Annotated in this window: 25 protein-coding genes; 11 read left to right on the forward strand and 14 right to left on the reverse strand. The window is 60.7% G+C overall.

Annotated features, from left to right (window positions below; all coding sequences use genetic code 11):
• The first annotated feature begins 219 nt into the window (after positions 1-219).
• The gene (locus ACKJSM_RS20235) at positions 220-621 is read left to right on the forward strand and encodes a GFA family protein (protein WP_236179985.1); all 402 of its coding nucleotides are present in this window, start codon (positions 220-222) and stop codon (positions 619-621) included.
• On the opposite strand, the gene ACKJSM_RS20240 is transcribed toward ACKJSM_RS20235, so the two are convergent.
• Entirely contained in the window at positions 622-948 is a 327-nt protein-coding gene (locus tag ACKJSM_RS20240) for a DOPA 4,5-dioxygenase family protein (RefSeq protein WP_011331757.1), read from the reverse strand.
• 84 nt (positions 949-1,032) lie between these two features.
• Here ACKJSM_RS20240 and ACKJSM_RS20245 point away from each other — a divergent pair, with 84 nt between their 5' ends.
• On the forward strand, positions 1,033-1,692 hold the full coding sequence (locus tag ACKJSM_RS20245; RefSeq protein WP_410238635.1) for an NAD(P)-dependent oxidoreductase: 660 nt from the start codon (positions 1,033-1,035) through the stop codon (positions 1,690-1,692).
• Between the two features lie 4 nt (positions 1,693-1,696).
• Here ACKJSM_RS20245 and ACKJSM_RS20250 read toward each other — a convergent pair whose 3' ends face one another.
• Entirely contained in the window at positions 1,697-2,647 is a 951-nt protein-coding gene (locus ACKJSM_RS20250; protein ID WP_410238636.1) for a choline sulfate utilization transcriptional regulator, read from the reverse strand.
• A gap of 114 nt (positions 2,648-2,761) precedes the next feature.
• Here ACKJSM_RS20250 and betC point away from each other — a divergent pair, with 114 nt between their 5' ends.
• The 3 genes from betC to ACKJSM_RS20265 all read left to right on the forward strand — a co-directional run bounded on the left by betC (position 2,762) and on the right by ACKJSM_RS20265 (position 6,881).
• Positions 2,762-4,276, forward strand: a complete 1,515-nt coding sequence (gene betC / locus ACKJSM_RS20255; protein WP_410238637.1) for a choline-sulfatase — start codon at positions 2,762-2,764, stop codon at positions 4,274-4,276.
• 16 nt (positions 4,277-4,292) lie between these two features.
• On the forward strand, positions 4,293-5,210 hold the full coding sequence (choX, locus tag ACKJSM_RS20260; RefSeq protein ID WP_410238638.1) for a choline ABC transporter substrate-binding protein: 918 nt from the start codon (positions 4,293-4,295) through the stop codon (positions 5,208-5,210).
• A gap of 102 nt (positions 5,211-5,312) precedes the next feature.
• Positions 5,313-6,881, forward strand: coding sequence for a SulP family inorganic anion transporter (locus ACKJSM_RS20265; protein ID WP_410238639.1), 1,569 nt, complete (start codon positions 5,313-5,315; stop codon positions 6,879-6,881).
• Positions 6,882-6,888: 7 nt separating this feature from the next.
• Here the strand turns inward: ACKJSM_RS20265 and aroE are convergent, their stop codons facing one another.
• Positions 6,889-7,710, reverse strand: coding sequence for a shikimate dehydrogenase (gene aroE, locus ACKJSM_RS20270; RefSeq protein WP_236179966.1), 822 nt, complete (start codon positions 7,708-7,710; stop codon positions 6,889-6,891).
• Positions 7,711-7,719: 9 nt separating this feature from the next.
• Positions 7,720-8,634, reverse strand: a complete 915-nt coding sequence (gene hemF / locus ACKJSM_RS20275) for an oxygen-dependent coproporphyrinogen oxidase (RefSeq protein WP_236179964.1) — start codon at positions 8,632-8,634, stop codon at positions 7,720-7,722.
• 147 nt (positions 8,635-8,781) lie between these two features.
• Here hemF and ACKJSM_RS20280 point away from each other — a divergent pair, with 147 nt between their 5' ends.
• Positions 8,782-9,759 carry a quinone oxidoreductase family protein gene (locus ACKJSM_RS20280; RefSeq protein WP_410238640.1) on the forward strand — a complete coding sequence of 326 codons (978 nt, stop codon included), beginning with the start codon at positions 8,782-8,784 and terminating at the stop codon, positions 9,757-9,759.
• A gap of 23 nt (positions 9,760-9,782) precedes the next feature.
• Here ACKJSM_RS20280 and ACKJSM_RS20285 read toward each other — a convergent pair whose 3' ends face one another.
• The 8 genes from ACKJSM_RS20285 to ACKJSM_RS20320 form a co-directional block, all read right to left on the reverse strand.
• The gene (locus ACKJSM_RS20285; RefSeq protein ID WP_410238641.1) at positions 9,783-11,114 is read right to left on the reverse strand and encodes a phenylacetate--CoA ligase family protein; all 1,332 of its coding nucleotides are present in this window, start codon (positions 11,112-11,114) and stop codon (positions 9,783-9,785) included.
• Positions 11,071-12,339 carry an aminotransferase class I/II-fold pyridoxal phosphate-dependent enzyme gene (locus ACKJSM_RS20290; protein WP_410238642.1) on the reverse strand — a complete coding sequence of 423 codons (1,269 nt, stop codon included), beginning with the start codon at positions 12,337-12,339 and terminating at the stop codon, positions 11,071-11,073. Before ACKJSM_RS20290 ends, ACKJSM_RS20285 begins: the two co-directional genes overlap by 44 nt.
• Complete coding sequence (locus ACKJSM_RS20295) at positions 12,336-13,430, reverse strand: DUF3419 family protein (RefSeq protein ID WP_236179950.1); 1,095 nt, start codon at positions 13,428-13,430, stop codon at positions 12,336-12,338. The genes ACKJSM_RS20290 and ACKJSM_RS20295 overlap by 4 nt, the downstream gene beginning before the upstream one ends.
• A gap of 42 nt (positions 13,431-13,472) precedes the next feature.
• Positions 13,473-14,207 carry an iron-containing redox enzyme family protein gene (locus tag ACKJSM_RS20300; protein WP_410238643.1) on the reverse strand — a complete coding sequence of 245 codons (735 nt, stop codon included), beginning with the start codon at positions 14,205-14,207 and terminating at the stop codon, positions 13,473-13,475.
• Complete coding sequence (locus ACKJSM_RS20305) at positions 14,185-14,856, reverse strand: hypothetical protein (protein WP_236179945.1); 672 nt, start codon at positions 14,854-14,856, stop codon at positions 14,185-14,187. The genes ACKJSM_RS20300 and ACKJSM_RS20305 overlap by 23 nt, the downstream gene beginning before the upstream one ends.
• A 271-nt stretch (positions 14,857-15,127) precedes the next feature.
• A complete protein-coding gene (locus ACKJSM_RS20310; protein WP_236179943.1) occupies positions 15,128-15,685 on the reverse strand; it encodes an L-threonylcarbamoyladenylate synthase in 558 nt (185 codons plus the stop codon).
• Between the two features lie 54 nt (positions 15,686-15,739).
• Entirely contained in the window at positions 15,740-16,840 is a 1,101-nt protein-coding gene (dprA, locus tag ACKJSM_RS20315) for a DNA-processing protein DprA (RefSeq protein WP_410238644.1), read from the reverse strand.
• Positions 16,841-16,919: 79 nt separating this feature from the next.
• On the reverse strand, positions 16,920-17,945 hold the full coding sequence (locus tag ACKJSM_RS20320) for a LysM peptidoglycan-binding domain-containing protein (protein ID WP_410238645.1): 1,026 nt from the start codon (positions 17,943-17,945) through the stop codon (positions 16,920-16,922).
• A 169-nt stretch (positions 17,946-18,114) separates the two neighbouring features.
• On the opposite strand from ACKJSM_RS20320, the gene def reads away from it, so the two are divergent.
• The 5 genes from def to ACKJSM_RS20345 are packed head-to-tail and all read left to right on the forward strand — an operon-like array spanning position 18,115 to position 22,678.
• Positions 18,115-18,621, forward strand: a complete 507-nt coding sequence (def, locus tag ACKJSM_RS20325; protein ID WP_039764933.1) for a peptide deformylase — start codon at positions 18,115-18,117, stop codon at positions 18,619-18,621.
• Between the two features lie 56 nt (positions 18,622-18,677).
• Complete coding sequence (fmt, locus tag ACKJSM_RS20330; protein ID WP_410238646.1) at positions 18,678-19,637, forward strand: methionyl-tRNA formyltransferase; 960 nt, start codon at positions 18,678-18,680, stop codon at positions 19,635-19,637.
• The gene (gene rsmB, locus ACKJSM_RS20335; protein WP_410238647.1) at positions 19,634-20,944 is read left to right on the forward strand and encodes a 16S rRNA (cytosine(967)-C(5))-methyltransferase RsmB; all 1,311 of its coding nucleotides are present in this window, start codon (positions 19,634-19,636) and stop codon (positions 20,942-20,944) included. Before fmt ends, rsmB begins: the two co-directional genes overlap by 4 nt.
• 22 nt (positions 20,945-20,966) lie before the next feature.
• A complete protein-coding gene (trkA, locus tag ACKJSM_RS20340; RefSeq protein ID WP_236179934.1) occupies positions 20,967-22,343 on the forward strand; it encodes a Trk system potassium transporter TrkA in 1,377 nt (458 codons plus the stop codon).
• A gap of 20 nt (positions 22,344-22,363) precedes the next feature.
• Positions 22,364-22,678: a tetratricopeptide repeat protein gene (locus tag ACKJSM_RS20345; protein ID WP_410238648.1), complete on the forward strand. Its 315-nt coding sequence runs from the start codon at positions 22,364-22,366 to the stop codon at positions 22,676-22,678.
• A gap of 51 nt (positions 22,679-22,729) precedes the next feature.
• Here ACKJSM_RS20345 and ACKJSM_RS20350 read toward each other — a convergent pair whose 3' ends face one another.
• Both ACKJSM_RS20350 and tag read right to left on the reverse strand, forming a co-directional pair.
• Positions 22,730-23,617, reverse strand: a complete 888-nt coding sequence (locus ACKJSM_RS20350; protein ID WP_410238649.1) for a lysophospholipid acyltransferase — start codon at positions 23,615-23,617, stop codon at positions 22,730-22,732.
• 40 nt (positions 23,618-23,657) lie between these two features.
• On the reverse strand, positions 23,658-24,215 hold the full coding sequence (gene tag, locus ACKJSM_RS20355; RefSeq protein WP_064592405.1) for a DNA-3-methyladenine glycosylase I: 558 nt from the start codon (positions 24,213-24,215) through the stop codon (positions 23,658-23,660).
• Between the last annotated feature and the right edge of the window lie 70 nt (positions 24,216-24,285).

Here is a 24,285-nt window from a genome sequence, read left to right on the forward strand (position 1 = left end):
GGTTGCAGAGGACATCAGAATCACCATTGTTGTTGTTAATCGGGCCTGACGTGCGGGCAATCACACGCGTTGGCCAACCGGTCTGGTGCCGGCAGTGGGGGCGATCCTAATCGGGGAACCTTTCGGCTACCTTTCGCGCAGCAAAGCTCTGGGCGAACGGCCAACAGGCCGTCGGATGCGGGCTAGAGTCAATGAACACGGGAAGCGGAGGGCAGGGCGATGACTGAGTTGCACGGCGGCGGCTGCCACTGCGGACATATCCGCTATCAGTTCAGCGGAGCGTTGCACGACATTGCCCACTGCCATTGTTCGGTCTGTCGAAAGGTCAGCGGCGGCATCGTCACGACCTGGATCACGGTGCCGGCGGCGAACTTCCAGTGGCTGGCCGGGACGCCTTCGCGCTATGACTCATCGACCACCTGCGCCCGGTTTTTCTGCCCGAACTGCGGCGCACAACTGGCGCTGGTGACGTTGCTCAGCCCCGAGAGCATCGATCTGACGGTGGCCACGCTGGATCATCCGGAGCAGGCCGCCGCCGAGCGGCATATCTGGACCGACAGCCAGATACCATGGCTGCATCTGGACGAGCATTTGCCGGGCGAACCCGAAGAAACCATCTGATTAAAAAACAGACAGATCCAGCGGCCGCATCGCGCCCATCCAGATCGCGTGCTCGGTGTGATCGAGCAAGTCATCGCCGGTGTCCGGGTGCAGGAACACCACCAGCCCCTTGCGATTGAGCGCCAGCCACGGCAACACGTCGCCGATCAGTTCCGGGCCGAAGGCCAGCTGGCAGCTCCAGTCCGGGTGCGGGCCGACCGGGCGTTCATGCACGCGACCCATCTTCAATGGAAACAGCGCCGCCGCCTGCTCACACAGCGCCCGCGCCTGTTTGATCGTGCTGGCGTCGTAATAAACGTGGGCGTGATAACCCTTGATCGTCTGCATCGCAAACCCTCTGAATCGGTTCGAACCCTCGGCGTTGCCCGTATGTCACACGCCATACAAGGGAAAACAAAAGGAACCTCAGCCATGAAAAATGCCGAAACCCCGGCGGTGAAAGTGGTGCTCTATGGTGCCATGAGTAGCCTGGGCAGTGCGTTGATGGCTGAACTGCTGCGCCGCCAGCACGAAGTCATTGCCATCCTCGACGATTTGACGGCGCTCGCCCCACGGCCGGGGCTGCGCACTAAAAGTGGTGACCTGCTCGATGCCGAGCGGGTCAATCAGAGCGTGGCCGGCAGCTCGGCAGTGATTTGCCTGCTCAATGCACCGGGCTTGCCGCTGAGCAGCGATCATGTCGAGAAATCCGTGGTGCTGGGGCCGGTAGAACAGGTGCTGGCGGTGGATGCGCTGATCGATGGGCTACAGGCGGCAAACGTCTCGCGGCTGTTTGTCATCGGCGAATTCGAAGCACTGGACGATCCGGAAAACGCCGACCCGCTGCAACGCCACGCCGCCGAAGAAGTGCACGAAGCCCTGCAAAGCAGCCCGCTGCACTGGACGCTGGTCAACGCACCACGCAGCGTCGCCGGGCTGACGATCGAGCATTTCAGTCAGGTCGGCCGCACGCTGGAACCGGGTCTGGCCGAACCGCTGGAACGCCTGAACCGGGTGGCGGTGGGGATTGCCGATGAGCTGCGGCTGAATCTGCATATCCGTCAGCACGTGGATTTTGTCGCCGCCTGCTGATCCTTCAAACCGCAATGGACGGCAGCGGCAGCCCGGCCAGGGATTCGGCGCTGCTGGCCTGTTCGGCCATCAGCCAGTCCACGAAGGTCTGGATCAACGCGCCCCGGCGCTTGCGCTGTGGCAGCACTACGTAATAACCGAGGCGCGACAAGGTGGTTTCGGCGATCGGTCGGCACAACAGACCTTGGGTCAGCAAGTTATCCACAAGGTGCCGCCAGCCGATGGCCACGCCCTGACCGCCAATCGCCGCTTGAATCAGTAAGGTGTAATTGTCGAAGCGCAGCTGTCCCGGCGCGGGCGGCGTGTTGATGCCTAGTTCGCGGAACAGGCCGCTCCACTCGAACCAGTTGCTGCTGTTCTCCCCGCGCAGGTGCAACAGCGCAAACTCCAGCAAAGCCTGGGGCGGCAAAGGCAGAGCGCGATCCTTGAGCAATTGCGGGCTGCACACCGGAAACACTTCTTCGCTGAACAGCCAGTGACTTTCGCCCTGTTTGAAGCGACCGTCGCCGAACAGCACGGCAACGTCGATATCCGGGCGCAGCATGTTGTGATTGCGCTCACTGGTGACCAGGCTGACATCGACCTGCGGATTGGCTTCGTGAAAACGGTGCAGACGCGGCATCAACCAGTACGCGGCAAAGGCGAAATCGGTGGCGACCTGCAGCACTTCATGTTGCTGTTGTGCGCTGATCGCGCTTAATCCTGCGTCGATATTCTGCAAACCGAGGGTGACTTGCTCGAAAAGGATCGAACCGACCTCGGTCATCTCGATACCTCGGTAGATCCGGTCGAACAGCCGTGTTCCGAGCTGTTCCTCCAGCCGTTTGATCTGCTGACTGATGGCTGGCTGAGTGGTCCCGAGTTCCACCGCCGCAGCGGTAAAACTGCGATGACGAGCCGCCGCCTCGAAGACGCGCAGCAGATCCAGGGACAAATCACCGAGGGCTTCATACATAAGCTGTGCTTATCCTAGTTATTGCCCGGCGCGGGCTTTACCGGAAAATGCATGGAATCCATGCTCAATCGCAGCAATGTCGCATAAATATTCACTATGGAATGCCGCGATCACATGAAGCGCAAGAACATTCTTTTCATCATGGCCGATCAAATGGCCGCGCCAATGTTGCCGTTCTACGGTCCTTCGCCCATCAAACTGCCGAATCTCAGCCGCCTCGCCGAACAAGGCGTGGTGTTCGATGCCGCGTATTGCAACAGCCCGTTGTGCGCGCCGTCGCGTTTCACCTTGGTCAGTGGCCAGTTGCCGAGCAAGATAGGCGCCTACGACAACGCCGCCGATTTCCCCGCCGACATTCCCACTTATGCCCATTACCTGCGCCGCCTGGGCTATCGCACCGCGCTGTCAGGCAAGATGCATTTCTGCGGCCCCGATCAACTGCACGGCTACGAAGAACGCCTGACCAGCGACATCTACCCGGCCGACTACGGCTGGGCCGTGAATTGGGACGAGCCCGATGTACGGCCGAGCTGGTATCACAACATGTCTTCGGTGCTTCAGGCCGGGCCGTGTGTACGCACCAACCAGCTCGACTTCGATGAAGAGGTGGTGTTCAAGGCTCAGCAATACCTGTTCGACCATATCCGCGAGGACGGCGACCAGCCGTTCTGCCTGACCGTGTCGATGACTCACCCTCACGACCCGTACACGATTCCCAAGGCGTTCTGGGATTTGTACGACGATGCGGATATCCCGCTTCCGACGACCCCGGATCAACATTCACTCGATCCGCACTCCCAGCGTTTGCTCAAGGTTTATGACCTGTGGGACAAGCCGCTGCCTGTGGATAAAATCCGCGATGCGCGACGCGCATACTTTGGTGCGTGCAGCTATATCGACGCCAACGTCGGCAAACTTCTGCAAACCCTCGAAGACTGTGGGCTGATGGACGACACCGTTATCGTGTTTTCCGGTGACCATGGCGACATGCTGGGAGAAAAGGGCCTCTGGTACAAAATGCACTGGTTCGAGATGGCCGCCCGGGTGCCCCTGTTGATAAGTGCGCCCGGTCAGTTCAAATCGGGCCGCGTCAGTGCCGCTGTGTCCACCGCCGATCTGTTGCCGACCTTCGTCGAACTGGCCGGCGGCAGCCTGGAACCTAACCTCCCACTGGACGGACGCTCGTTGGTTCCACACCTGCAGGGGCAGGGCGGTCACGACGAAGTGTTCGGCGAATACATGGCCGAGGGCACCGTCAGTCCGCTGATGATGATCCGTCGTGGCGCCTTCAAATTTATCTACAGCGAAACCGACCCTTGCCTACTCTTCGATGTGGATAACGATCCACGCGAACAGGAAGAACTCAGCCAATCACCACAACATCGCCAGCTGTTCGACGATTTTCTTGCCGAAGCGCGAGCCAAGTGGGACCTCCCGGCGATTCACCGCGATGTCCTCGAAAGTCAACGCCGCCGGCGTTTCGTCGCCGAGGCGCTGACGATCGGCAAATTGAAGAGCTGGGATCACCAGCCGCTGGTGGACGCCAGCCAACAATACATGCGCAACCACATCGACCTCGATGACCTGGAGCGCAAGGCCCGTTATCCACAACCCTGCCAAAACCAATAACGTTAAGGGGAAGTCCATGGTCAAGTTATCCACAGTCGTGACGGTCAGTCTGCTGGCACTGGGCAGCGCATCCGCGTTCGCCGAGAGCTGCGACACGGTGAAAATGGCCGATCCCGGCTGGAGCGACATCGCCGCAACCAACGCCATCACCGGGTTTCTGCTCGATGGCATGGGCTACAAGGCCAAGGTCGACACCCTCGCAGTGCCGATCACCTTCGGCGGCTTGAAGGATGGCCAGGTCGACGTGTTCCTCGGCAACTGGATGCCGGCGCAGCAGGGTTTCTACGACAAGTTCGTCGCCACCGGTGACGTCACCCAATTGGCGAAGAACCTCGACGGCACCGAATTCACCCTGGCCGTGCCGGATTACGTGTGGGATGCGGGTGTGCATAACTTTGCTGACCTGAACAAATATGCGGACAAGTTCGAGCGCAAGATCTACGGCATCGGCTCCGGCGCGCCGGCAAACATTTCGCTGCAAGAAATCATCAAGAAGAACGACTTCGACATGGGCCAGTGGAAGCTGATTGAGTCCAGCGAACAGGCGATGCTGGCCGAAGTCTCGCGGGCGGTGAAGAAGCAGAAATTCGTCACCTTCCTCGGCTGGACCCCGCACCCGATGAACGTGCAGCTGAAAATGCATTACCTCAAGGGTGGCGAGAAGTACTTTGGCGACACGGGTAGCGTCTACACCCTGACTCGCAAGGGCTACGCCGAGGCCTGTCCGAATGTGGGTAAATTGCTGACCAATCTTTCGTTCACTCAGGAGATGGAGAACAGCATCATGGCCGAAGTGGTGAACAAGAAGGTCAGCAATGCGGAGGCGGCGAAGGCGTGGATCAAGGCCAATCCGGGGGTGTTGGACAAGTGGCTTGATGGTGTGAAGACCGTGGACGGCAAAGATGCGTTGCCGGCCGTTAAGTCCAAACTGTAACTGCGCGGGCCGATCGTTCCCACGCTCTGCGTGGGAACGCCGCAATGGACGCTCCGCGTCCCGGACTGCGTACAATGCGCAAAATTTCACCCGAGAGGATCCATGGCCCTCCCCAGCCGTCGCTCACTTTTCCCCTTCCTGACCTGGCTGCCCCGGCAGACCCGCGCCAGCGTCGGGCGGGACCTGGTCGTCGGCCTCAGCGGGGCGATTCTCGCGTTGCCTCAGTCGATTGCCTACGCCCTGATCGCCGGTCTCCCACCGGAATATGGTCTCTATGCCGCCATCGTTCCGGTGTTGATCGCCTGTCTGTGGGGCTCGTCGTGGCATCTGATCTGCGGGCCGACAGCGGCCATTTCGATTGTGCTGTTCGCCAGTGTCAGCCCGCTGGCCGTGCCTGCGTCACAGGACTACATCACCCTGATCCTGCTGCTGACCTTCCTTGCCGGGATTTTCCAGTGGCTGCTCGGCCTGCTGCGCTTCGGTGCACTGGTGAATTTCGTCTCGCATTCCGTGGTGCTGGGCTTCACCCTCGGCGCGGCGGTCGTGATTGCCATCGGTCAATTGCCGAACCTGCTGGGGCTGGATCTGCCGGCCAAGGCCACGGCGCTGGACAGCCTGATGGATCTGCTGCGCCATCTAGGGGCGGTGGATAAACCGTCGCTGGTCCTTGGTGTGGCGACGGTTGTGGTTGGCGCCTTGCTCAAACAATGGCTGCCGCGCTGGCCGACGTTGTTGATGACATTAGTGCTCGGCAGTCTGGTGGTGTGGCTGTGGCCGGCGATGTTCGGGCATGTTCAACGGGTCAGCGCGTTTGTCGGGCGCTTGCCGCCGTTCAGTGGATTGCCGCTGGATATGGATCTGATCCTGCGCCTGCTGCCCAGTGCCGTGGCGGTGGGCATGCTCGGGTTGGTCACCAGCCTGTCGATTGCCCGTTCGATTTCCGCACGTTCACAACAGTTGCTCGACGCCAATCAGGAAGTCCGTGCGCAGGGGCTGTCGAACATTGTCGGGGCATTCTTTTCGGGATCGTTGTCCGCCGGCTCGTTCACCCGCTCCGGGTTGAGCCATGAGGCCGGGGCGTGTTCGCCACTGGCCGGAGTGTTTTCGGCGTTGTGGGTGGCGTTGTTCGCGATTTTCGGTGCCGGGCTGATCGCGCACATTCCGATTCCGGCCATGGCCGGCAGCATTTTGTTGATCGCCTGGGGACTGGTGGATCATCGCGGCATTCGTGCACTGCTGCGAGTCAGCCGGGCCGAATTTGTGGTGATGTGTCTGACCTGCGTCGCCACGTTGTTGCTGGAATTGCAGACGGCGATCTATGCCGGCGTGCTGGCCTCGCTATTCTTCTACCTCAAGCGCACCTCACAGCCGAGGGTGCAGCACTGGCGCGATGGCGAAGACGATGTACTGCGGGTCGGCGGGTCGATCTTTTTCGGCGCCAGCCACTATCTGCAAGTGCGCCTGCAACGGATGCACGGTGCGCGGGTGGTGATCGAGGCGCAGCAGATCAACTTCATCGACTATTCAGGCGTGGAAATGCTCCATCAGGAAGCCCGGCGCCTGCTGCGCCAGGATCGCAGCCTGACCTTGCGTCAGGCGCGACCGCAGGTGGTGGAAGAATTGCGCAAGCTCGAAGGGCCGGAGAAATGCCCGATCCGCTTCGAAGACTGAGGGCGTCTTAAAGCGCCAACTGCCGACGCAATTCCGCCAGAACCGGCGCCGTGTCGGGACGTACGCCGCGCCACAGGAAGAACGCCTCGGCAGCCTGTTCGGCCAACATGCCCAAGCCATCCATCACCACGGCCGCGCCATGCTCACTGGCCCAGCGGCAGAACGCGGTCGGTTCCTTGCCGTACATCATGTCGTAGCACAGCGTCTTGCCGGGTTCTATCAGGCTAGGGGCAATCGGCGGCACGTCGCCAGTGAGGCTGGCAGACGTTGCGTTGATGATCACGTCCACCGGCTCGCGCAACCAGTCGTAACCACTGGCCGATACCGGCCCCAGATCACAGAACAGCTCGGCCAACAGCTCGGCCTTGTCCACCGTGCGATTGGCGATGATGACCGAGGCCGGCTGCTGCGCCAGCAACGGCTCCAGCGCACCGCGCACCGCGCCGCCGGCGCCGAGCAGCAGAATGCGTTTGCCGGTGAGGCTGAACCCGGCGTTGACCGTCAGATCCCGCACCAGCCCGGCGCCGTCGGTGTTATCGCCGAGCAGGCTGCCATCGGCCAGTTTGCTCAGAGTGTTCACCGCACCGGCGCGCTGGGCGCGGGCGGTCAGGCTGTTGGCGAGGCGATAGGCGTCTTCCTTGAACGGCACGGTCACGTTGGCGCCGCGACCGTCCTGGAAAAACGCCGTGGCGCAGCCGGAAAAGTCCTCGAGCGGCGCCAGCAGGGTGCTGTAGTCGAGGCTCTGCCCGGTCTGTTCGGCGAACAGTTTGTGAATCATCGGCGATTTGCTGTGACCGATCGGGTTACCGAAAACGACGTAACGATCCATCAGAAATCCTCAGGCCTGGGCCAGCCAGTCGCGATCTTGCAGGAAGTATTCGGTCAGGCGCGCTTCTTCGCTGCCCGGCTCGGCTTTCCAGTCGTAGGCCCAGCGCACTTGCGGCGGCAGCGACATCAGGATCGACTCCGTACGCCCGCCCGATTGCAGGCCGAACAGGGTGCCACGGTCGTAAACCAGGTTGAACTCAACGTAGCGGCCACGGCGGAATTCCTGGAACTCGCGCTGTTTGGCGGTGAAGGCGTCGTTCTTGCGGCGCTGCACGATCGGCAGGTAAGCGTCGATGTACGCATCGCCGATGGCGCGCATGAAGGCGAAACTGGTGTCGAAGTCCCACTCGTTCAGGTCATCGAAGAACAGCCCGCCAATACCGCGTGGCTCGTGGCGATGCTTGATGTGAAAGTAGGTGTCGCACCAGGCCTTGTAGCGCGAGTAGACGTCCGGGCCGAATGGCGCGCAAGCCTGCTCGGCGACACGGTGCCAGTGGATGCAGTCTTCTTCGTTGCCGTAGTACGGAGTCAGGTCGAAGCCACCGCCGAACCACCAGACCGGTTCTTCACCTTCCTTCTCGGCAATGAAAAAGCGCACGTTGGCGTGGGACGTCGGCACATGCGGGTTATGCGGGTGAATCACCAGCGACACGCCGAGGGCTTCGAAGCCACGCCCGGCCAGTTCCGGCCGATGGGCACTGGCGGACGGTGGCAGGCCACTGCCGAAGACGTGGGAAAAGTTGACGCCGCCCTTTTCGATCACCGTGCCGTTCTCGATCACCCGGGTCCGACCGCCACCGCCGGCCGGACGGGTCCAGGCGTCTTCGACGAAGCGCGTGCCGCCGTCTTCGGTTTCCAGCGCGGCGCAGATGCGGTCTTGCAGGTCGAGCAGATAGGCCTTTACGGCGTCGGTGCGGGTCGTCATGGCTTCACCTTGGATCGGGCGGAACTGCGCGGCGCCCCGCGCAAATGGGCGCGTAGCATACCATCGCAAACCGGCACGCCGCAGTTGACGAAGATCAAGCATGAGCGTTCGATAGGGACCTTCCCGAATGACCCAAGGAGTAGGCAGATGGCCAAGCGAATCCAGTTCCGCGCCCACGGCGGCCCCGAAGTGCTCGAGTACGTTGACTATCAACCCGCCGAGCCCGGTCCGCAGCAGGTTCGCGTGAGCAACAAGGCCATCGGCCTGAACTTCATCGACACCTACTACCGCAGCGGCTTGTACGCGCCACCGGCGTTGCCTTCGGGCGTGGGTTCGGAAGGCGCTGGCATCGTCGAGGCCGTGGGCAGCGAGGTCACCCGGTTCAAGGTCGGTGATCGCGTGGCCTATGGCAGCGGCCCGTTGGGCGCGTACAGCGACGTCCACGTATTGCCCGAGGCGAATCTGGTGCACCTGCCGAGCGCCATCGACTTCGAAACCGCCGCCGGCGTGATGCTCAAGGGCCTGACCGTGCAGTACCTGCTGCGCCAGACCTACGAACTCAAGGGCGGCGAAACCATTCTGTTCCATGCAGCGGCCGGCGGCGTTGGCTTGCTTGCCTGCCAATGGGCCAAGTCTCTGGGCGTGAAGCTGATCGGCACCGTCAGTTCGCAAGCGAAAGCCAAACTGGCGAAGGCCCACGGTGCTTGGGAAACCATCGATTACAGCCACGAAAACGTTGCTCAACGGGTGCTGGAATTGACCGACGGGAAGAAAGTCCCGGTGGTCTACGACGGCGTCGGCAAGGACACCTGGCCAGCCTCGCTGGACAGCGTGGCACCCCGAGGCCTGGTCGTGAGCTTCGGTAACGCATCGGGCGCGGTGGACGGGGTGAACCTGGGGATACTGGCGGCAAAAGGTTCGCTTTACGTCACCCGGCCAACGCTGGCGACCTACGCCAACAACGCCGAAAACCTGCAGCGGATGGCCGATGAGCTGTTCGGGATGATCACCAGCGGCAAGCTGAAAGTGGATATCAGCCAGCGTTATCCACTGGCTGACGCCGCCCAGGCGCAGACCGAACTGTCGGCACGGCGCACCACCGGCTCGACTGTCCTGCTGCCCTGACCACCGATGACCCCGGCGTACTTTCACAACGGTACCGGGGTCTGTTCCAACGTCACAAAAAACGGTGTCTTGCTGGCCTGGGTGGTTTCGAACTCCTGCGGGGCAAGGCGCTTCACCTCCAACCCCAAAACGCCCGGCAGCCTGAGCAATGCACTGGCCTGTCCTTCGACCTGCAACGCATCTTCAATGACGCTCTGTGTGTCGGCTGTCAGTGCGTCCTCTGCTATGACCAGACGCATGCGTGCCCCCTCGGGCCGTCGATCAATCTGCACCTGGACATCGGCGGCCTGCAACTGCGGCATAAACTGTCGGAGTATGTGCAACACCTGTGACTGAGTGATGAGCGCGCCCCCCAGTTTGATCGATGTTTCCACCCGCCCCTCAAGCGCCAGCACCGGCAGGGAACTGCCACAGGCGCACTTCGTCACGGTGCGCAGGATTCGCCCACGATCGCCGATCCGGTAACGCAACAACGGCACATGATCGGGGAGCAAGGGTGTCAGCAGAAACTCACCGGTCTGCTCTACGGCCAAGGCTTGCTGGGTCAGAGAATCAACCACCTCGAGCAACATGGCGTCCGCATGCAGGTGATAAAAACCATGCTCCAGATGGGCGCACTGAAAACCGATGGGACCGGTCTCCGTCGAGCTGTATCCCAGCGAGCGGATCTTCAGCATCGGCCAGTCCCGGGCCAACTGGTCGCGCAGCGTTTTACTGCAGGGTTCTCCAATGTAGTAAAGCCACTTCAGACTGCCCAACTGCACGGCGCCGACTTTCTCATGGTTGAACAAGGCGGCGGCGAAGGAGGGAGTGCATATCAACGCATCGGCCATGTGTGCCTGAATCAGCTCGGCGACGCGCTGCACACCCATCTGTGAACCGGCAGGCAACAACCGTGCGCCAACGTGCTGGACGATGGCTGACGCGTATTGAAAGGCTCCCTGCATTTGCGCGGCTGTCAGGCAGTTGATGACCACCTCGGGGCGTTCGTCCGTCGCACCGAACATCCTTGCTCCCAAAGGCACAATTGCAGCGTTGAACGCCCAGGAATGGGTGATCTGTTTGCGATTGCCGGTGCTGCCTCCCGAGGTCAGGGTCAGCCCGCCGCCCGGTGCTTGATGTGAAGCTTGAGCGAGCACGGAAAACAGCACGCCGCCGGACTCGTCTTCCACCGCCAGAACCGGCAGTCGATGCAGATCGGCCAATCCCTGCACTTCCTGGATTCGCGGATACAGAGCATGGAGCCAGGGCAGTGAACGCGCGTGGGCCAATTTGCACGCAAACGCCTCGGCCGAGACATCCGCGACGGGGTCATTGTGCATCGCCGCGTCCTCCCCGACGAATGCCCAGCTCATCGAATCCGCTACGGACGGCGTTCGCCAGAGATTCCAACTGGCGCTGACTGTGACTCGCACTGATGGCCAGACGCAAAATGGCCTCGCCCTTGGCGACCACCGGAAACACTGCGGTGGTGACCGCAATTCCCAGCCGGCGCAAATACTGCCCCAGGCTTATCGCCTCTCTCTCGGCCCCGACGCGGATAAAACGAATGGGGGACGCGACGTGATGATTGCCGAGCACTGGCCCCAGCAAACCGTCGACCGTGGCGATATTTCGCCACAGCAACGCCTGCAATTGACTCAGTTCCGGGGACAAATGGATTTTCCCCGAAGCGACAGCCGCACCTACCCCGCCAACAGACAATGGCCCGCCAAACGTATAAGTCGATGCATGGCGCCGAATCATCTCGGCATCGGCTTCGGTGCGCACAGTGATCGCCCCGCCGGTGGCACCGAACGCCTTGGACAAAGACGACAGGAGGATCAGCCGGCCGTGCTGTCGTTCATCCACCGCGTCCAGCGCGTAACCTCCTCCGGCGACACCATGGATCGAGGTACCGTGGGCGTCATCCGCATAGAGATAACCGTCAAAACGCTCCGCCAGTTGCAGCAGGCGATTTATCGGATACACACCACGCATCGAACCAATGCTGTCGGTCAGGATAATGGGCGTGTTACCCGCCGCGACTGCCGTTGAACAGGCTTCTTCCACCTGCTCTACATCGCTGCAATCGCGGCGCTGAATCGGGCCGAATTGCCAGAGAATGCCTTGCAGCACTTGCATCGACGCATGAGCGGCACGGTCGACTATCCAGCAGGGGCCACGGCGCATGGGATAAGAGGGCATCTCACCGGAACCGAGCAGCGGCAGACAGCCAAGATGCGCACTGCCTACCGAGTTGAAGGTGACTGCGTGTCCCTGAAATATCCGGTTCAGCAGGTCGTCCAGCTCACGCATGGGCGGCAACAGGGCTCGGGTTCGTGCAGCGGCGAACTGCACGCCGAAAGACTCCGCAGCGCTCACCGCTCCTTGAATCAGGCGTGGATCACACTCCAGCCCCAGATAAGAGCAGGAAAGGAACTCGGTCAGCCGTTCGCCGCTGTCGAGTTCGATCTCTTTGCCTTCACGTTTAGCCAGCTTCAAGCCGTTCAGCCCCGCGTCGAATAGCTGTTGCTGATCGTCACGCGCTTGCCGGACACGGTTTTTGACCCAATTGACGGTCGGTTGAAAAGTGTTCATCGGGATACCTGCAAAGAGGGAGTGCGGCGATAGACCTGGACATGCCAGAGCTGGGTTCTTTCGCGTGCGATGTCTGACTGGTACTGGTGGGTGACATTGCAAAAGCCTGCACAATCGGGTTGCACCACATGCAGATGCCCCCGCATGACCACCTGTGCGTTTTCCGACAGAGCCGGAGCCAGGCGCTGCAAAATGTTTTTTCCGGCCGCTTCGGGCATGAAGGAAGGCACGTCCGACAGCGATATGAAATCGATGGCTGTTTCCCCGGCAGCACAGCCAAGGATGTCCGCCTGCACCACGCGTAACTCGCACTGCTGAAGTCCCTCGCGGGCCTGCTGAAAAATGGCCGGATCACACTCCAGCGGAAAGCCTTGCGGATAGCGCAGCTCACCGAAAAACAGCATTTGCAGGAAAAAACTCTCGCGGACCACCTGAGTGGTGAACAACGTATGGAAAATTTCCAGATACGCCGCGCGCGAGCTGATCCCCAGGTTGTTGGGTGGAAACGCGCCCTTGTACAGCAGCGAATTGAGCACTGCTGCATTTCCCAGCAAACCGATCACTGCCTTCCAGCGCTTGAGGGGAAAGCGGTTTCGGTAATATTCCGTTTGTTCGTCAAGCCGGCTGAACTGAAAAATGCCCCGGCCCGCCTTACCGGTAAACAGTGCGGTGATCTTCGCCAACCGCTTCAGGGTCTGCTCGAATGCCCCCATGTAAATCGGTGCTTCCCAACGTCGGGACTGGAAGAACGCGGACAGCCAGCGACGATCCGCCGGCGGTAAGACCAGTTGCTGGAAAATGGAGCGGCGTCGCGCCCTCAGGCTTTCCATTCGATAGCCCATGAACGCCATGAACGACTCGTGATCGGTCTGTTCCAGCAGGGCAAAACGCAATCGGGTGAACGCCAGTTGCGGTGCGCTGATATCGGTACAGGTCATGCGTGACGGGGCAGCGGCCAGCAACGGCAACAGCCGGCCGCCGCATCCGGCGATCCCCAGGACATGTCTGGCATGTCTGGGCAGGATCGCGTACTCGAGCGCGGTGTCCTCATCCCCCAGCGTGTAGTTGAGCCGGTCGAAATAATCAGCCATGTCTGCCTCCAGCCATCAGATTTGAAGATGGGTGTAAGGCCTTCATTGGTTGTCCAGGACCTGGAGGAAGTCATAGCGGGGCGCCAACCCGTTTTGCCAGGCCTCAAACTGCTCATAAACCGCCTCAAGCATGGCGCCGGTCAGGCGCAGGCTGGTTTCCATGACAGTGGTGATCGCATCCCAGTCCTCCTGACATTTGCAGGTGCGCTGCAGCATGAGTTTGATTTCGTTGAAATGCTCGATATCAATGTCGGAATGTGCAATGAAAAATGTCAGTTGAGCGGGTTTCAGATCCAGAACTTCACTCAAGTTGTTAATAAGCGGAGTGATGAACTGGTAGGCGTTTTCTGCCCAATAACTATAACCAAGCCGTTGTAACGGGTTACCGGTAAAGGAGACCCAGTATAAATAAGCGATCAGCACATCGGTGGCCGGAAGGGCAGGTGGAATATCGAACACTTCATTCTTCAGACCAAGACTCATGACATCATGCAGTGCCATTTTTTCATGACCGATTTCTTGTGCCGCATGTTCGAAACAGAACTTGGCATACACCGGATTATCCGCGTGTCGAACTCCGACCAATCCTTGATTTCGCGCATTGTGCGCCGTGTAGTGAAAAGTCTGGATCATGTAGATCGCGTATAAGGCTTTTGAAACGCTGCCTTCGCGGATGGCTTTTACCAGTCGCGAACTTTCCAGAATATCGGCCCATGTTTTTTCGATTCGCTCATCGAGCAGGCTTAATTGTTGTTCAAAACTGAGAGGCGCATTCATTAACTGGATTCTCCAATGGGTTGGCGAGCAGGTGGGCGGACTGCAGAAGTGCTGTGAAGATTTGCTGCCATTGAGCCGAGAGCAGCCAGTAATCGCCGCGCTGGCGCTGTTCGATGCGCAGGGCGTCGGTGGTGATCGGCGTCAGGCCGAAGCGCTGGAACAATCGCCGTTGCGGTGTTCGGCAGAGCGCGGTAACGCCCTCATAACCGCGCTTGATCGCCCATTCCGTGGCAGCTGCCAGCAGGCCGTTGATCGACATGGGGAATTGAGTTTGCGAGTGACAGATCAAGCGACTGAATTCGACATGGCGCGACAGCGTTGTGGCAGGAGACAGTTGCTGCTGCGCCAGTGAGGCCCATTCGAACGGCGCAGGGGTCACTCTCAACACGGCCGTGGGCCTGTCATGCTGATACAACAGAAAGTGGGTACTGCGCGAAGTAATCGCCAGACGTGTTTCAAGTAACCTGGCTTTGGGTGTCAACATGTAGTGTTGCAATCGCAGCCGAAAATGACGGGAAACAAACCGTTCAAACTCTCGCGTGTCTGATCCTGCTTCGAGAATAACGATGCGATAGTTCTCATGACGCCTTTTAAGGCTCGCCTGAAGTTCCTGCAGATAATCCGTTAACTGTGAATCCCTGATATCCATTTCTTCTCCGCAGCCGTTAACTTTTCGAAGTTTTCTGAGCGCATTGAAATAATGAATGGTTTTAGAAAAATCGCCACTGTGTGGCTTCTGAGAATAACGTCGGAAAAATTACAATAACTGAATACTTACGGATTGATCTGACGCAGAAAGGAAAAAATCAAATCAAGAACCGGGCTAAAAATTCAGGTATATGAAGGAAAAATCGCAGGCACATGTAGTACTCCTCGCCATGGAAGCCGAGGAGTACGCACTAATTTGACTGAGGGTGATATCAGGCCGGGCGCACAATTTTGCCGGTGGCCAGATCCCGAATCAGGCTCGGGTTCTTGCGACCGCCCAGCGCTCCGCCGAGCACCAGATCGACCTGACCACGGAAATACTGCTCGACCCGCAAGCGACTCTTTGCCGCCGGCCGTCCCTGCGGATTGGCCGACGTCGAAATCAACGGCCCCACCAACGAGCACAGATCCCGCACCTGCGGATGATCACTGACCCGCAATGCCACGGTGTCATGCACCCCGGTCACCCACTCCGGCAACAGGTTCTGATGGGGTACCAGCCAGGTGTTCGGGCCTGGCCAGGTGCTGGCCATGCGATCGATCCAGTCCTGCGGGAAATCCTCGAACAGAAAATCGAACTGATGAATGTTGTCGGCAACCAGGATCAGCCCCTTGTCCACCGAACGGTTCTTGATCGCCAACAGACGATCCACCGCTTCTTCATTCCAAGGATCGCACCCCAGCCCCCAGACGGCTTCGGTTGGATAGGCAATCACCGCCCCGGCGCGAATCTCTCGTGCGGCTTGTTGCACACGCCAACTGTTGACCATGAAAAACTCTCCGCAAACAGGTTTCGCGCAGTTTACCGATCTTCAATGTAAAACCTAGCTTACGCGCGCAAACCAGCGGCCGTTTTCGCACACCGCGCGACCATCCATCTCCAGTTCGGTCAATGCCGCCAGGACTTTGGGTAACGCCCAGCCACTGCTGTCAGCCAGGCCCTCGCTGGTGTGCGGCGCGGCGTGCAACAGGTCCAGCAGAGGATGATCGGGATCCGGCACTGCAGCGGATGGCGGCAACTGCTGCCAGCCGCGCAGGGCTTCGAGAATGTGCTCGATGGTTTCCACCAGCACCGCTCCGTCACGGATCAGTTGATGACAGCCCCGAGCGCCGGGGTGATGGATCGAACCCGGAATGGCGTACACCTCGCGCCCCTGTTCTGCCGCCAGCCGCGCGGTGATCAGGGAACCGCTGGCCACGCTGGCCTCGACCACCAGCACGCCGAGGGACAGGCCGCTGATGATCCGGTTGCGTCTTGGGAAGTTGCTCGCCGTCGGCCCGGTGTCCAGAGGGAATTCCGAAAGCACCGCACTGCCGGACGCAATCATCGCATCCGCCAATCGCCGATTGCGCTGTGGATAAAAGTTTTCCAGACCGGTACCCAGCACGCCGACCGTTTGCCCGCCGACGTCAACAGCGGCTTGATGCGCCGCCGCGTCGATACCCAGCGCCAGGCCACTGGTGATCACAAATCCGGCACCCGCAAGGCTGCGGGAAAATGCAGCGGCGGTGTCCATGCCGGGGCGGGAAGCGCGGCGACTGCCGACCATCGCCAGTTGCGGTTTTTCCAGTATCTGCGGATCGCCCGCGACGAACAGCAAGGGTGGCGGGTCGGGAATCTGCGCCAGCAAGGCCGGGTAATCCGCTTGGTCCCACATCAGTAAATGTTGATCCGGACGCTCTAACCAGCGCAATGCGTGGCTGGCGCCGTCGCGAACGTCAGGGCAGCGCCGGGCCTCGGCGCAAGCCGCCGGCAAACCCAACGAGCGCCAGGCGCTGGCCGGCGCGCTGATCGCCTTCGAGGCGCAGCCGAAGGCTTCGAGCAATTTGGTGAAACGTTTGGGACCGATTTCCGGCAAGCGGTGCAGGCGCAGGCGCGCTTCCAGTTCTGCCGGCGAGACCGACGGGGAGACAGGCATCATCATGGATCATCCTTGATCGTTATAAGGCCCGAACCTTTCGGAACAAGCTGTGGATAACTCTGTTGGTAACTTGTGAAGTCAGCTAAGGATTTCGTACCTTGTCCAGCACCGCCAGTGAGCGCGATGCGTTCAGCACAAGGCCGTAACTGAGTTTGTCGTAAGTGCGGAACACCATCAGCAAGCCTGCGCGTTCATCGGGAATTTTCAGCGGTTGACCGGTGATCCGGTCGCGTACGGTTTCCCCGGTTTTCATTACCACCAGCACGTTGCCTTCAGCCAGACCGTCGCGTTTGCCCTTGTTCAGTGTCACCACGTCCATCGCGCCGATCTGCGTGACGCCGCGCGGCACATCGATAATCAGGCCGTTGATGTCGGTGGAGGGCGCGCTGGGCATGAAGGTCGAGTTGATCGAACGCTCTTCACCACTGAACAAGCGGTCGCCGAGGCGCACTTCCTGGGTCGTGCGTTGCAGCGCGAGGGTGGCGACGTCGCCTTCGGTGGCGACGATTTCACCACCGCCGATGTCATCGGCGTTGATCCCCAGGAACTCCTTGCTCTGCGGATCGGTGTAGACCTTGCCCTGGCGGAAGATCCCGTAGACCGGCTGGTTCGGGTCGAAGTGGCCTCGGGCGAAAATCCGGTCGCCGGTGCCGCTGAGCACCCGTTCGGCGTCGCCGGCAACGATATAAGGCGCCTTGTCGAAGTCCTCGACCTTGTCGACGATGCGGTTGCTCAGCAGAAAGCTGCTGATCGATTTGAGCGGAATGCTCGGAATCGCCTCGGCCACCGGGCTTGTACGAATGCGCGGCGACAGCTTGATGGTGCCGCGCGACTCGCCGCGATTGACCGTGAGGCGCGGCTGGCCGTTGACGTAACTGAGCGTCAGAGTGTCGCCCGGATAGATCAGGTTGGGGTTTTCGATCTGCGGATTGGCCCGCCACAACTGTGGCCACTGCCAGGGTTCGCGCAAATATTTACCGGAGATGTCCCAGAGTGTATCCCCCGAAACCACCGTGTATTGCTGTGGAAAACCTTCCTTGAGTTGCACTTGCCCGTGCGCGGCGCCGGCCGAGGCCAGAAACAGCAGGGCGAGTAGTGATTTCCTCATGCGGTGAATCCCTTTATCATGTGCGTTCGCGTGAAACGCCAGAGCCCCCGTGGCTCGCTCCCTGCTCTATGCTGAAAAGCAGGGCGCTACGTTTCACAACGGTAGCCTGCATCTTCGGACCCGCCAGGCCATCGCCCGACTTTACCTCACACGTGCAGCAATCAAGCTTATGGCCATTTTGAACATCCTCGAATTTCCGGACCCGCGTCTGCGCACTATCGCCAAACCTGTGGCTGTAGTGGACGACGAAGTGCGTCAGCTGGTCGATGACATGTTTGAAACAATGTATGAAGCGCCGGGCATCGGCCTTGCCGCGACCCAGGTCAATGTGCACAAACGTATCGTCGTGATGGACCTTTCCGAAGACCGCACCGAACCGCGGGTGTTCATCAACCCCGAGTTCGAGCCGCTGACCGACGAAATGGAGCAATACCAGGAAGGCTGCCTCTCGGTGCCGGGCTTCTACGAAAATGTCGACCGCCCGCAAAAGGTCAAGATCAAGGCACTTGATCGTGACGGCAAGCCTTACGAACTGATCGCCGAAGGCCTGCTCGCGGTGTGCATCCAGCACGAATGCGACCACCTCAACGGCAAGTTGTTCGTCGATTACCTGTCCACGCTCAAACGCGACCGGATCAAGAAGAAACTGGAAAAGCAGCACCGCCAGAACGCTTGATGCCCCTCTTCAAAGGCTTGCTGCGGCAAGCCTTTTTCTTTTTATGAGACTCCCCCATGACTGAGCCACTGCGCATCGTTTTTGCCGGCACCCCGGAATTCGCCGCCGAACACCTCAAGGCCCTGTTGGACAGCCCTCACGAGATCGTTGCGGTCTACACCCAACCGGATCGTCCGGCCGGTCGTGGGCAAAAACTGATGCCGAGCCCGGTCAAACAGCTCGCCCTGGAAAACAATATCCAGGTGTTGCAGCCGCCGACCCTGCGCAACGCTGACGCTCAAGCCGAGCTCGCCGCGTTGAAGCCTGACTTGATGGTGGTAGTCGCCTACGGCCTGATCCTGCCGCAAGCGGTGCTGGATATTCCGCGTCTGGGTTGCATCAACAGTCACGCCTCCCTGCTGCCGCGCTGGCGCGGTGCGGCGCCGATCCAGCGCGCTGTGGAAGCAGGCGATGCCGAGAGCGGTGTGACCGTGATGCGTATGGAAGCCGGCCTCGATACCGGGCCGATGCTGCTCAAGGTCGTGACTCCGATCAGCGCCGACGACACCGGCGGCAGCCTCCATGATCGCCTCGCCGAGATGGGCCCGCCCGCCGTGGTGCAAGCGATTGCCGGTCTGGCCGCTGGCACGCTGGAAGGCGAAGTCCAGAACGACGAGCTCGCCACCTACGCGCACAAACTGAACAAGGACGAAGCACGCATTGACTGGAGCCGTCCGGCCGTTGAGCTGGAACGTCTGGTCCGCGCCTTCAACCCATGGCCGATCACCCACAGCACGCTCAACGGCGAAGCGCTGAAAGTGCTGGCGGCGACACTGGCCGAAGGCAAAGGCGCACCGGGCACGATTCTCGGCGCCAGCAAGGACGGTCTGCTCGTCGCCTGTGGCGAACAGGCGCTGTGCCTGACTCGCCTGCAATTGCCCGGCGGCAAGGCGCTGAACTTCAGCGATCTGTTCAACAGTCGTCGTGAGAAATTCGCCACCGGCATCGTGCTGGGCGCAGCGGTGGACGCGCAATGAATCCGCGTCTGGCCGCCGCCAAGGCACTCGCCGCTGTCCTGAGCGGCAAGGCTTCGCTCAACAGTTCCCTGCCGACGCAACTGGACAAGGTCGAGGATCGCGATCGCGGCTTCACCCAGGACCTCGCGTTCGGCACCGCACGCTGGCAGCCGCGTTTATCGGCGCTGGCGGAAAAGCTGTTACAGAAACCGTTCAAGGCGGCGGACGCCGATGTCGAGGCGTTGCTGCTGATCGGTCTCTACCAGTTGCTCTACACCCGCGTCCCGCCGCACGCCGCCATCGGCGAAACCGTCGGTTGCGCCGACAAGCTGAAAAAACCGTGGGCCAAGGGCCTGCTCAACGCCGTGTTGCGCAATGCCCAACGGGAAAGTGAGGCGATCTTCGCCGAACTGGAACGCGATCCGGTGGTGCGCACTGCCCACCCGCGCTGGCTGCAAAAATCCCTCAAGGCCTTCTGGCCCGAGCAATGGGAAGCCATCTGCGAAGCCAACAACGCGCATCCACCGATGATCCTGCGGGTCAATCGCCGTCATCACAGCCGCGATGCCTACCTGAGTCTGCTGACCGAAGCGGGTATCGCCGCACAGCCGTGCACCTTCAGCCGCGACGGCATTGTCCTCGACGCTGCCGCCGACGTGCGCAGCCTGCGGGGTTTCGCCGAAGGCTGGATCAGCGTGCAGGACGAAGCCGCGCAACTGGCCGCCGACCTGCTCGACCTCGCGCCGGGTCAGCGAGTGCTGGACGCCTGCTGCGCGCCGGGCGGCAAGACGTGCCATATCCTCGAAGCCGAACCGGCGCTGGCCGGTGTGGTGGCGGTGGACCTGGAAGCCAAACGTCTGGTGCGGGTAAAGGAAAACCTCGAACGTCTCGGTTTGAGTGCCGAACTGATTGCCGCCGACGGTCGCGACACGGCAGCGTGGTGGGATGGCAAACCGTTCCAGCGCATCCTGCTCGACGCACCGTGCTCGGCCACCGGGGTGATTCGCCGTCATCCGGACATCAAACTGACCCGTCAGGCCGACGACATCGCTGCCCTCGCGCAACTGCAAGGCGAGTTGCTCGACGCGATGTGGAAAACCCTCGAGGTGGGCGGCATCCTGCTCTACGCCACCTGCTCGACCTTGCCGACCGAGAACACCGAAGTGATCGCCGCTTTCCTTGGGCGCACACCGGGCGCACGGGAGCTGGATCTGGCCACCGCCGCCGGGATCAAGCAGCCCCATGGTCGCCAATTGCTGGCCCAGCAGGGCGGGCACGACGGGTTCTACTACGCCAAGCTGATCAAGATCGCTGCCGCGCGCAGCTAAACGGATTCAATGGAGTGACTGGATGAAAATCATCATCCTCGGTGCGGGACAGGTCGGCGGTTCGCTGGCTGAACATCTGGCCAGCGAGGCCAATGACATCACGGTGGTTGACACTGACGGCGACCGTCTGCGCGATCTTGGCGACCGCCTCGACATCCGCACCGTGCAGGGTCGTGGCTCACTGCCGACCGTGCTGCGTCAGGCCGGCGCCGACGACGCCGACATGCTGGTGGCGGTGACCAACAGCGACGAAACCAACATGGTCGCCTGCCAGGTTGCTCACACCCTGTTCCACACCCCGACCAAGATTGCCCGGGTGCGCGAAGCGTCGTACCTGACCCGCGAGGAGCAACTGTTCCAGAACGAGGCGATTCCGGTCGACGTGCTGATCAGCCCCGAGCAAGTGGTCACCAACTACATCAAGCGTTTGATCCAGCACCCCGGCGCCTTGCAGGTGATCGATTTCGCCGAAGGCCAGGCGCAACTGGTGGCGGTGCGCGCCTACTACGGCGGGCCGCTGGTGGGTCAGCAACTGCGCCAGTTGCGCGAACACATGCCGAATGTGGAAACCCGAGTGGCCGCAATTTTCCGCCGCGACCGACCGATTCTTCCCCAGGGCGACACGGTGATCGAGGCGGACGATGAAGTTTTCTTCATCGCCGCCCGTGCGAATATTCGCGCGGTGATGAGCGAAATGCGCCGGCTCGACGAAAGCTACAAGCGCATTGTCATCGCCGGTGGCGGGCAGATCGGCGAACGGCTGGCCGAGGCCATCGAAAGCCGCTATCAGGTGAAGATCATCGAGATGAACCCGGCTCGCTGCCGTTATCTCTCCGACACCCTCGACAGCACCGTGGTGCTGCAGGGCAGCGCGTCGGATCGCGACTTGCTGATGGAAGAGAACATCGCCGACGCGGATATCTTCCTCGCCCTGACCAACGATGACGAAGCCAACATCATGTCATCGCTGCTGGCCAAGCGTCTGGGCGCGAAGAAGGTGATGACGATCATCAACAACCCGGCCTACGTCGACTTGATCCAGGGCGGTGATATCGACATCGCCATCAGCCCGCAACTGGCGACCATCGGCACCTTGCTGGCCCACGTACGGCGCGGCGATATCGTCAGCGTGCACTCACTGCGCCGGGGCGCGGCGGAAGCCATCGAAGCGGTAGCCCATGGCGATTCGAAGTCGAGCAAAGTCATCGGCAAGGCCATTGAAAACATCGCGCTGCCTCCGGGCACCACCATCGGCGCGATCATCCGCGATGAAGAAGTGATCATCGCCCACGACGACACGGTGATTGCCGCGGGCGACCATGTGATTCTGTTCCTTGTGGATAAAAAGCACATTCGCGATGTGGAGAAGCTGTTCCACGTGGGCCTGAGTTTCTTCTGACCGACCAAGAGGCGAGAGCGATGATCGAATCCCTGGAAAAAATGCTCGCCAAGGGTGTGGATAACTCATTGCTGCGCTTTGGCCTCGGCAAGGGCTATCTGGATCGGGGGGAGAACGCGAAGGCGGCCGAGCATTTCCAGCAGTGTGTCGGTTTCGACCCGAAGTATTCGGCCGCGTGGAAACTGTTGGGCAAGGCGCAACTGGCACTGGGTGATCTGGTGGCTGCGCGACAGGCGTGGGAGCAGGGACTGGAAGCGGCCCGGGTCCATGGCGACAAGCAGGCCGAAAAGGAAATGACGGTGTTTCTGAAGAAGCTCGATCGGCAGAAACCGTGACGGCTGTGGATAACCCGTTGGGTCAGGTTATCCACCCATGTACATCGCCGATCAGTACCAGCGCGCCTCACCCGGCGGACGCTTCTTGAAGCGCTTCATGCTCCACATGTACTGGCTCGGGTAAGCCGCCACATAACGCTCGACCACCTGACTCATCGCCGCGCAGGACGTTTCGGTGTCGGAGCTGTACATCGCTTCCGGCGCTGCCTCAAGGATCACCTTATAGCCGGAACCGTCCGGCAGACGCAGCGCATGCAGGAATACGCCGACGGCCTTGCCACCGGCGAGCATGTTCGGCACGAACTTGCTGGTCAGGGCCTGAGTGGCGAAGAACGGCACGAAAATCCCGGCCGACTCCGCCGGCTCCGGATCCGCGGGAATCCCCACCTGACCACCCTTGCGCACTTCCTTGATGACGCTGAGGATGCCTTCTTTGGTCGACGCAGCGACCTTGTTGCCCAGTTGCACGCGCTGTTTGCGCAGCAATTCATCCACCGCTTTGAGCTTCGGCGGCCGGTAGAAAATGATCGGTTTGCACTGGCTGCAGTAGAAGTGGTTGAGCACTTCCCAGTTGCCCAGGTGACTGGTGATGCCGACCACGCCCTTGCCCGAGGCCAGCGCGTCTTTCAGCACTTCAAGGCCTTCGACTTCGCGCACCAGGTCGATGGAGCGCTGGGCAGGCCAGATCCAGGCGCAGGCGCTTTCGGTCAGAGACTTGCCGATGTCTTTCAAGCTTTGACCGACCAGACGCTCGCGTTCGGCCGGGTCCATCTGTGGAAAACATTTGGCCAGGTTGATCCGCACCACATCGCGGGAACGGTTGGGGGTTTTCCACATGATCCAGCCGATTGCCGAACCCACGGCCTGCACGGCCCGCCACGGCAGCAGGGCAAACAGCCGCAGAGCGCCAACCAGCATGGCGCCTTTAAACTTTTCCACAGGTCACTCCTGATCTTGTGCTGTGCGCGAGGCGGCCATTCTAACCGCCGTTGACGAGCTGCGCGTAGCGATCGCAGTCCTGAGTGTGATCCATGACCATGCCCGAGGCCTGCATCAGTGCGTAGCAGATGGTCGGACCGACGAACGTGAAACCGGCCTTTTTCAGGCCTTTGCTCATGGCCACAGCCTGCGGGGTGATGGCCGGGACTTCGCTGCGATCCTTGAAATGATTGATCACCGGGCGGTTATCCACAAACGACCAGAGGAAGGCCACCGGATCTTCCAGCGCCAGCCAGGCCTGGGCATTGCGCCGAGCGGCATTGAGCTTGAGGCGGTTGCGGATGATCCCCGGATCGAGCATCAATTCGTCGATTTCCGCGTCGCTCATCTGCGCCACGCGCTGTACGTCGAAGCCGAACAACACCTCGCGATATCGCTCGCGCTTGCGCAGCACGGTGATCCACGACAGCCCGGCCTGGAACCCTTCGAGCAAAAGCAACTCGAACAAACCCTGCGCATCGCGTAGCGGCGTACCCCACTCCTGATCGTGGTAAGCCATGTACAGCGGATCTTCGTTGCACCAAAAGCAGCGTGGCATAAGGCTCCAGGGGTGGAGGTGCGACTGAATCGGGTATACTCCCGCTCTTTAAATCGCAGCCCAAGAAACA

Source organism: Pseudomonas sp. PHC1 (genome assembly GCF_046487845.1).
Classification (GTDB): Bacteria; Pseudomonadota; Gammaproteobacteria; order Pseudomonadales; family Pseudomonadaceae; genus Aquipseudomonas; species Aquipseudomonas sputi.

Excerpts from the sequence above, each read along its gene's own strand:
- ACKJSM_RS20235 (WP_236179985.1), top strand. The coding sequence starts at position 220 with ATGACTGAGTTGCACGGCGGCGGCTGCCACTGCGGACATATCCGCTAT.
- ACKJSM_RS20240 (WP_011331757.1), bottom strand. The coding sequence starts at position 948 with ATGCAGACGATCAAGGGTTATCACGCCCACGTTTATTACGACGCCAGC.
- ACKJSM_RS20245 (WP_410238635.1), top strand. The coding sequence starts at position 1,033 with ATGAAAAATGCCGAAACCCCGGCGGTGAAAGTGGTGCTCTATGGTGCC.
- ACKJSM_RS20250 (WP_410238636.1), bottom strand. The coding sequence starts at position 2,647 with ATGTATGAAGCCCTCGGTGATTTGTCCCTGGATCTGCTGCGCGTCTTC.
- betC (WP_410238637.1), top strand. The coding sequence starts at position 2,762 with ATGAAGCGCAAGAACATTCTTTTCATCATGGCCGATCAAATGGCCGCG.
- choX (WP_410238638.1), top strand. The coding sequence starts at position 4,293 with ATGGTCAAGTTATCCACAGTCGTGACGGTCAGTCTGCTGGCACTGGGC.
- ACKJSM_RS20265 (WP_410238639.1), top strand. The coding sequence starts at position 5,313 with ATGGCCCTCCCCAGCCGTCGCTCACTTTTCCCCTTCCTGACCTGGCTG.
- aroE (WP_236179966.1), bottom strand. The coding sequence starts at position 7,710 with ATGGATCGTTACGTCGTTTTCGGTAACCCGATCGGTCACAGCAAATCG.
- hemF (WP_236179964.1), bottom strand. The coding sequence starts at position 8,634 with ATGACGACCCGCACCGACGCCGTAAAGGCCTATCTGCTCGACCTGCAA.
- ACKJSM_RS20280 (WP_410238640.1), top strand. The coding sequence starts at position 8,782 with ATGGCCAAGCGAATCCAGTTCCGCGCCCACGGCGGCCCCGAAGTGCTC.
- ACKJSM_RS20285 (WP_410238641.1), bottom strand. The coding sequence starts at position 11,114 with ATGAGCTGGGCATTCGTCGGGGAGGACGCGGCGATGCACAATGACCCC.
- ACKJSM_RS20290 (WP_410238642.1), bottom strand. The coding sequence starts at position 12,339 with ATGAACACTTTTCAACCGACCGTCAATTGGGTCAAAAACCGTGTCCGG.
- ACKJSM_RS20295 (WP_236179950.1), bottom strand. The coding sequence starts at position 13,430 with ATGGCTGATTATTTCGACCGGCTCAACTACACGCTGGGGGATGAGGAC.
- ACKJSM_RS20300 (WP_410238643.1), bottom strand. The coding sequence starts at position 14,207 with ATGAATGCGCCTCTCAGTTTTGAACAACAATTAAGCCTGCTCGATGAG.
- ACKJSM_RS20305 (WP_236179945.1), bottom strand. The coding sequence starts at position 14,856 with ATGGATATCAGGGATTCACAGTTAACGGATTATCTGCAGGAACTTCAG.
- ACKJSM_RS20310 (WP_236179943.1), bottom strand. The coding sequence starts at position 15,685 with ATGGTCAACAGTTGGCGTGTGCAACAAGCCGCACGAGAGATTCGCGCC.
- dprA (WP_410238644.1), bottom strand. The coding sequence starts at position 16,840 with ATGATGATGCCTGTCTCCCCGTCGGTCTCGCCGGCAGAACTGGAAGCG.
- ACKJSM_RS20320 (WP_410238645.1), bottom strand. The coding sequence starts at position 17,945 with ATGAGGAAATCACTACTCGCCCTGCTGTTTCTGGCCTCGGCCGGCGCC.
- def (WP_039764933.1), top strand. The coding sequence starts at position 18,115 with ATGGCCATTTTGAACATCCTCGAATTTCCGGACCCGCGTCTGCGCACT.
- fmt (WP_410238646.1), top strand. The coding sequence starts at position 18,678 with ATGACTGAGCCACTGCGCATCGTTTTTGCCGGCACCCCGGAATTCGCC.
- rsmB (WP_410238647.1), top strand. The coding sequence starts at position 19,634 with ATGAATCCGCGTCTGGCCGCCGCCAAGGCACTCGCCGCTGTCCTGAGC.
- trkA (WP_236179934.1), top strand. The coding sequence starts at position 20,967 with ATGAAAATCATCATCCTCGGTGCGGGACAGGTCGGCGGTTCGCTGGCT.
- ACKJSM_RS20345 (WP_410238648.1), top strand. The coding sequence starts at position 22,364 with ATGATCGAATCCCTGGAAAAAATGCTCGCCAAGGGTGTGGATAACTCA.
- tag (WP_064592405.1), bottom strand. The coding sequence starts at position 24,215 with ATGCCACGCTGCTTTTGGTGCAACGAAGATCCGCTGTACATGGCTTAC.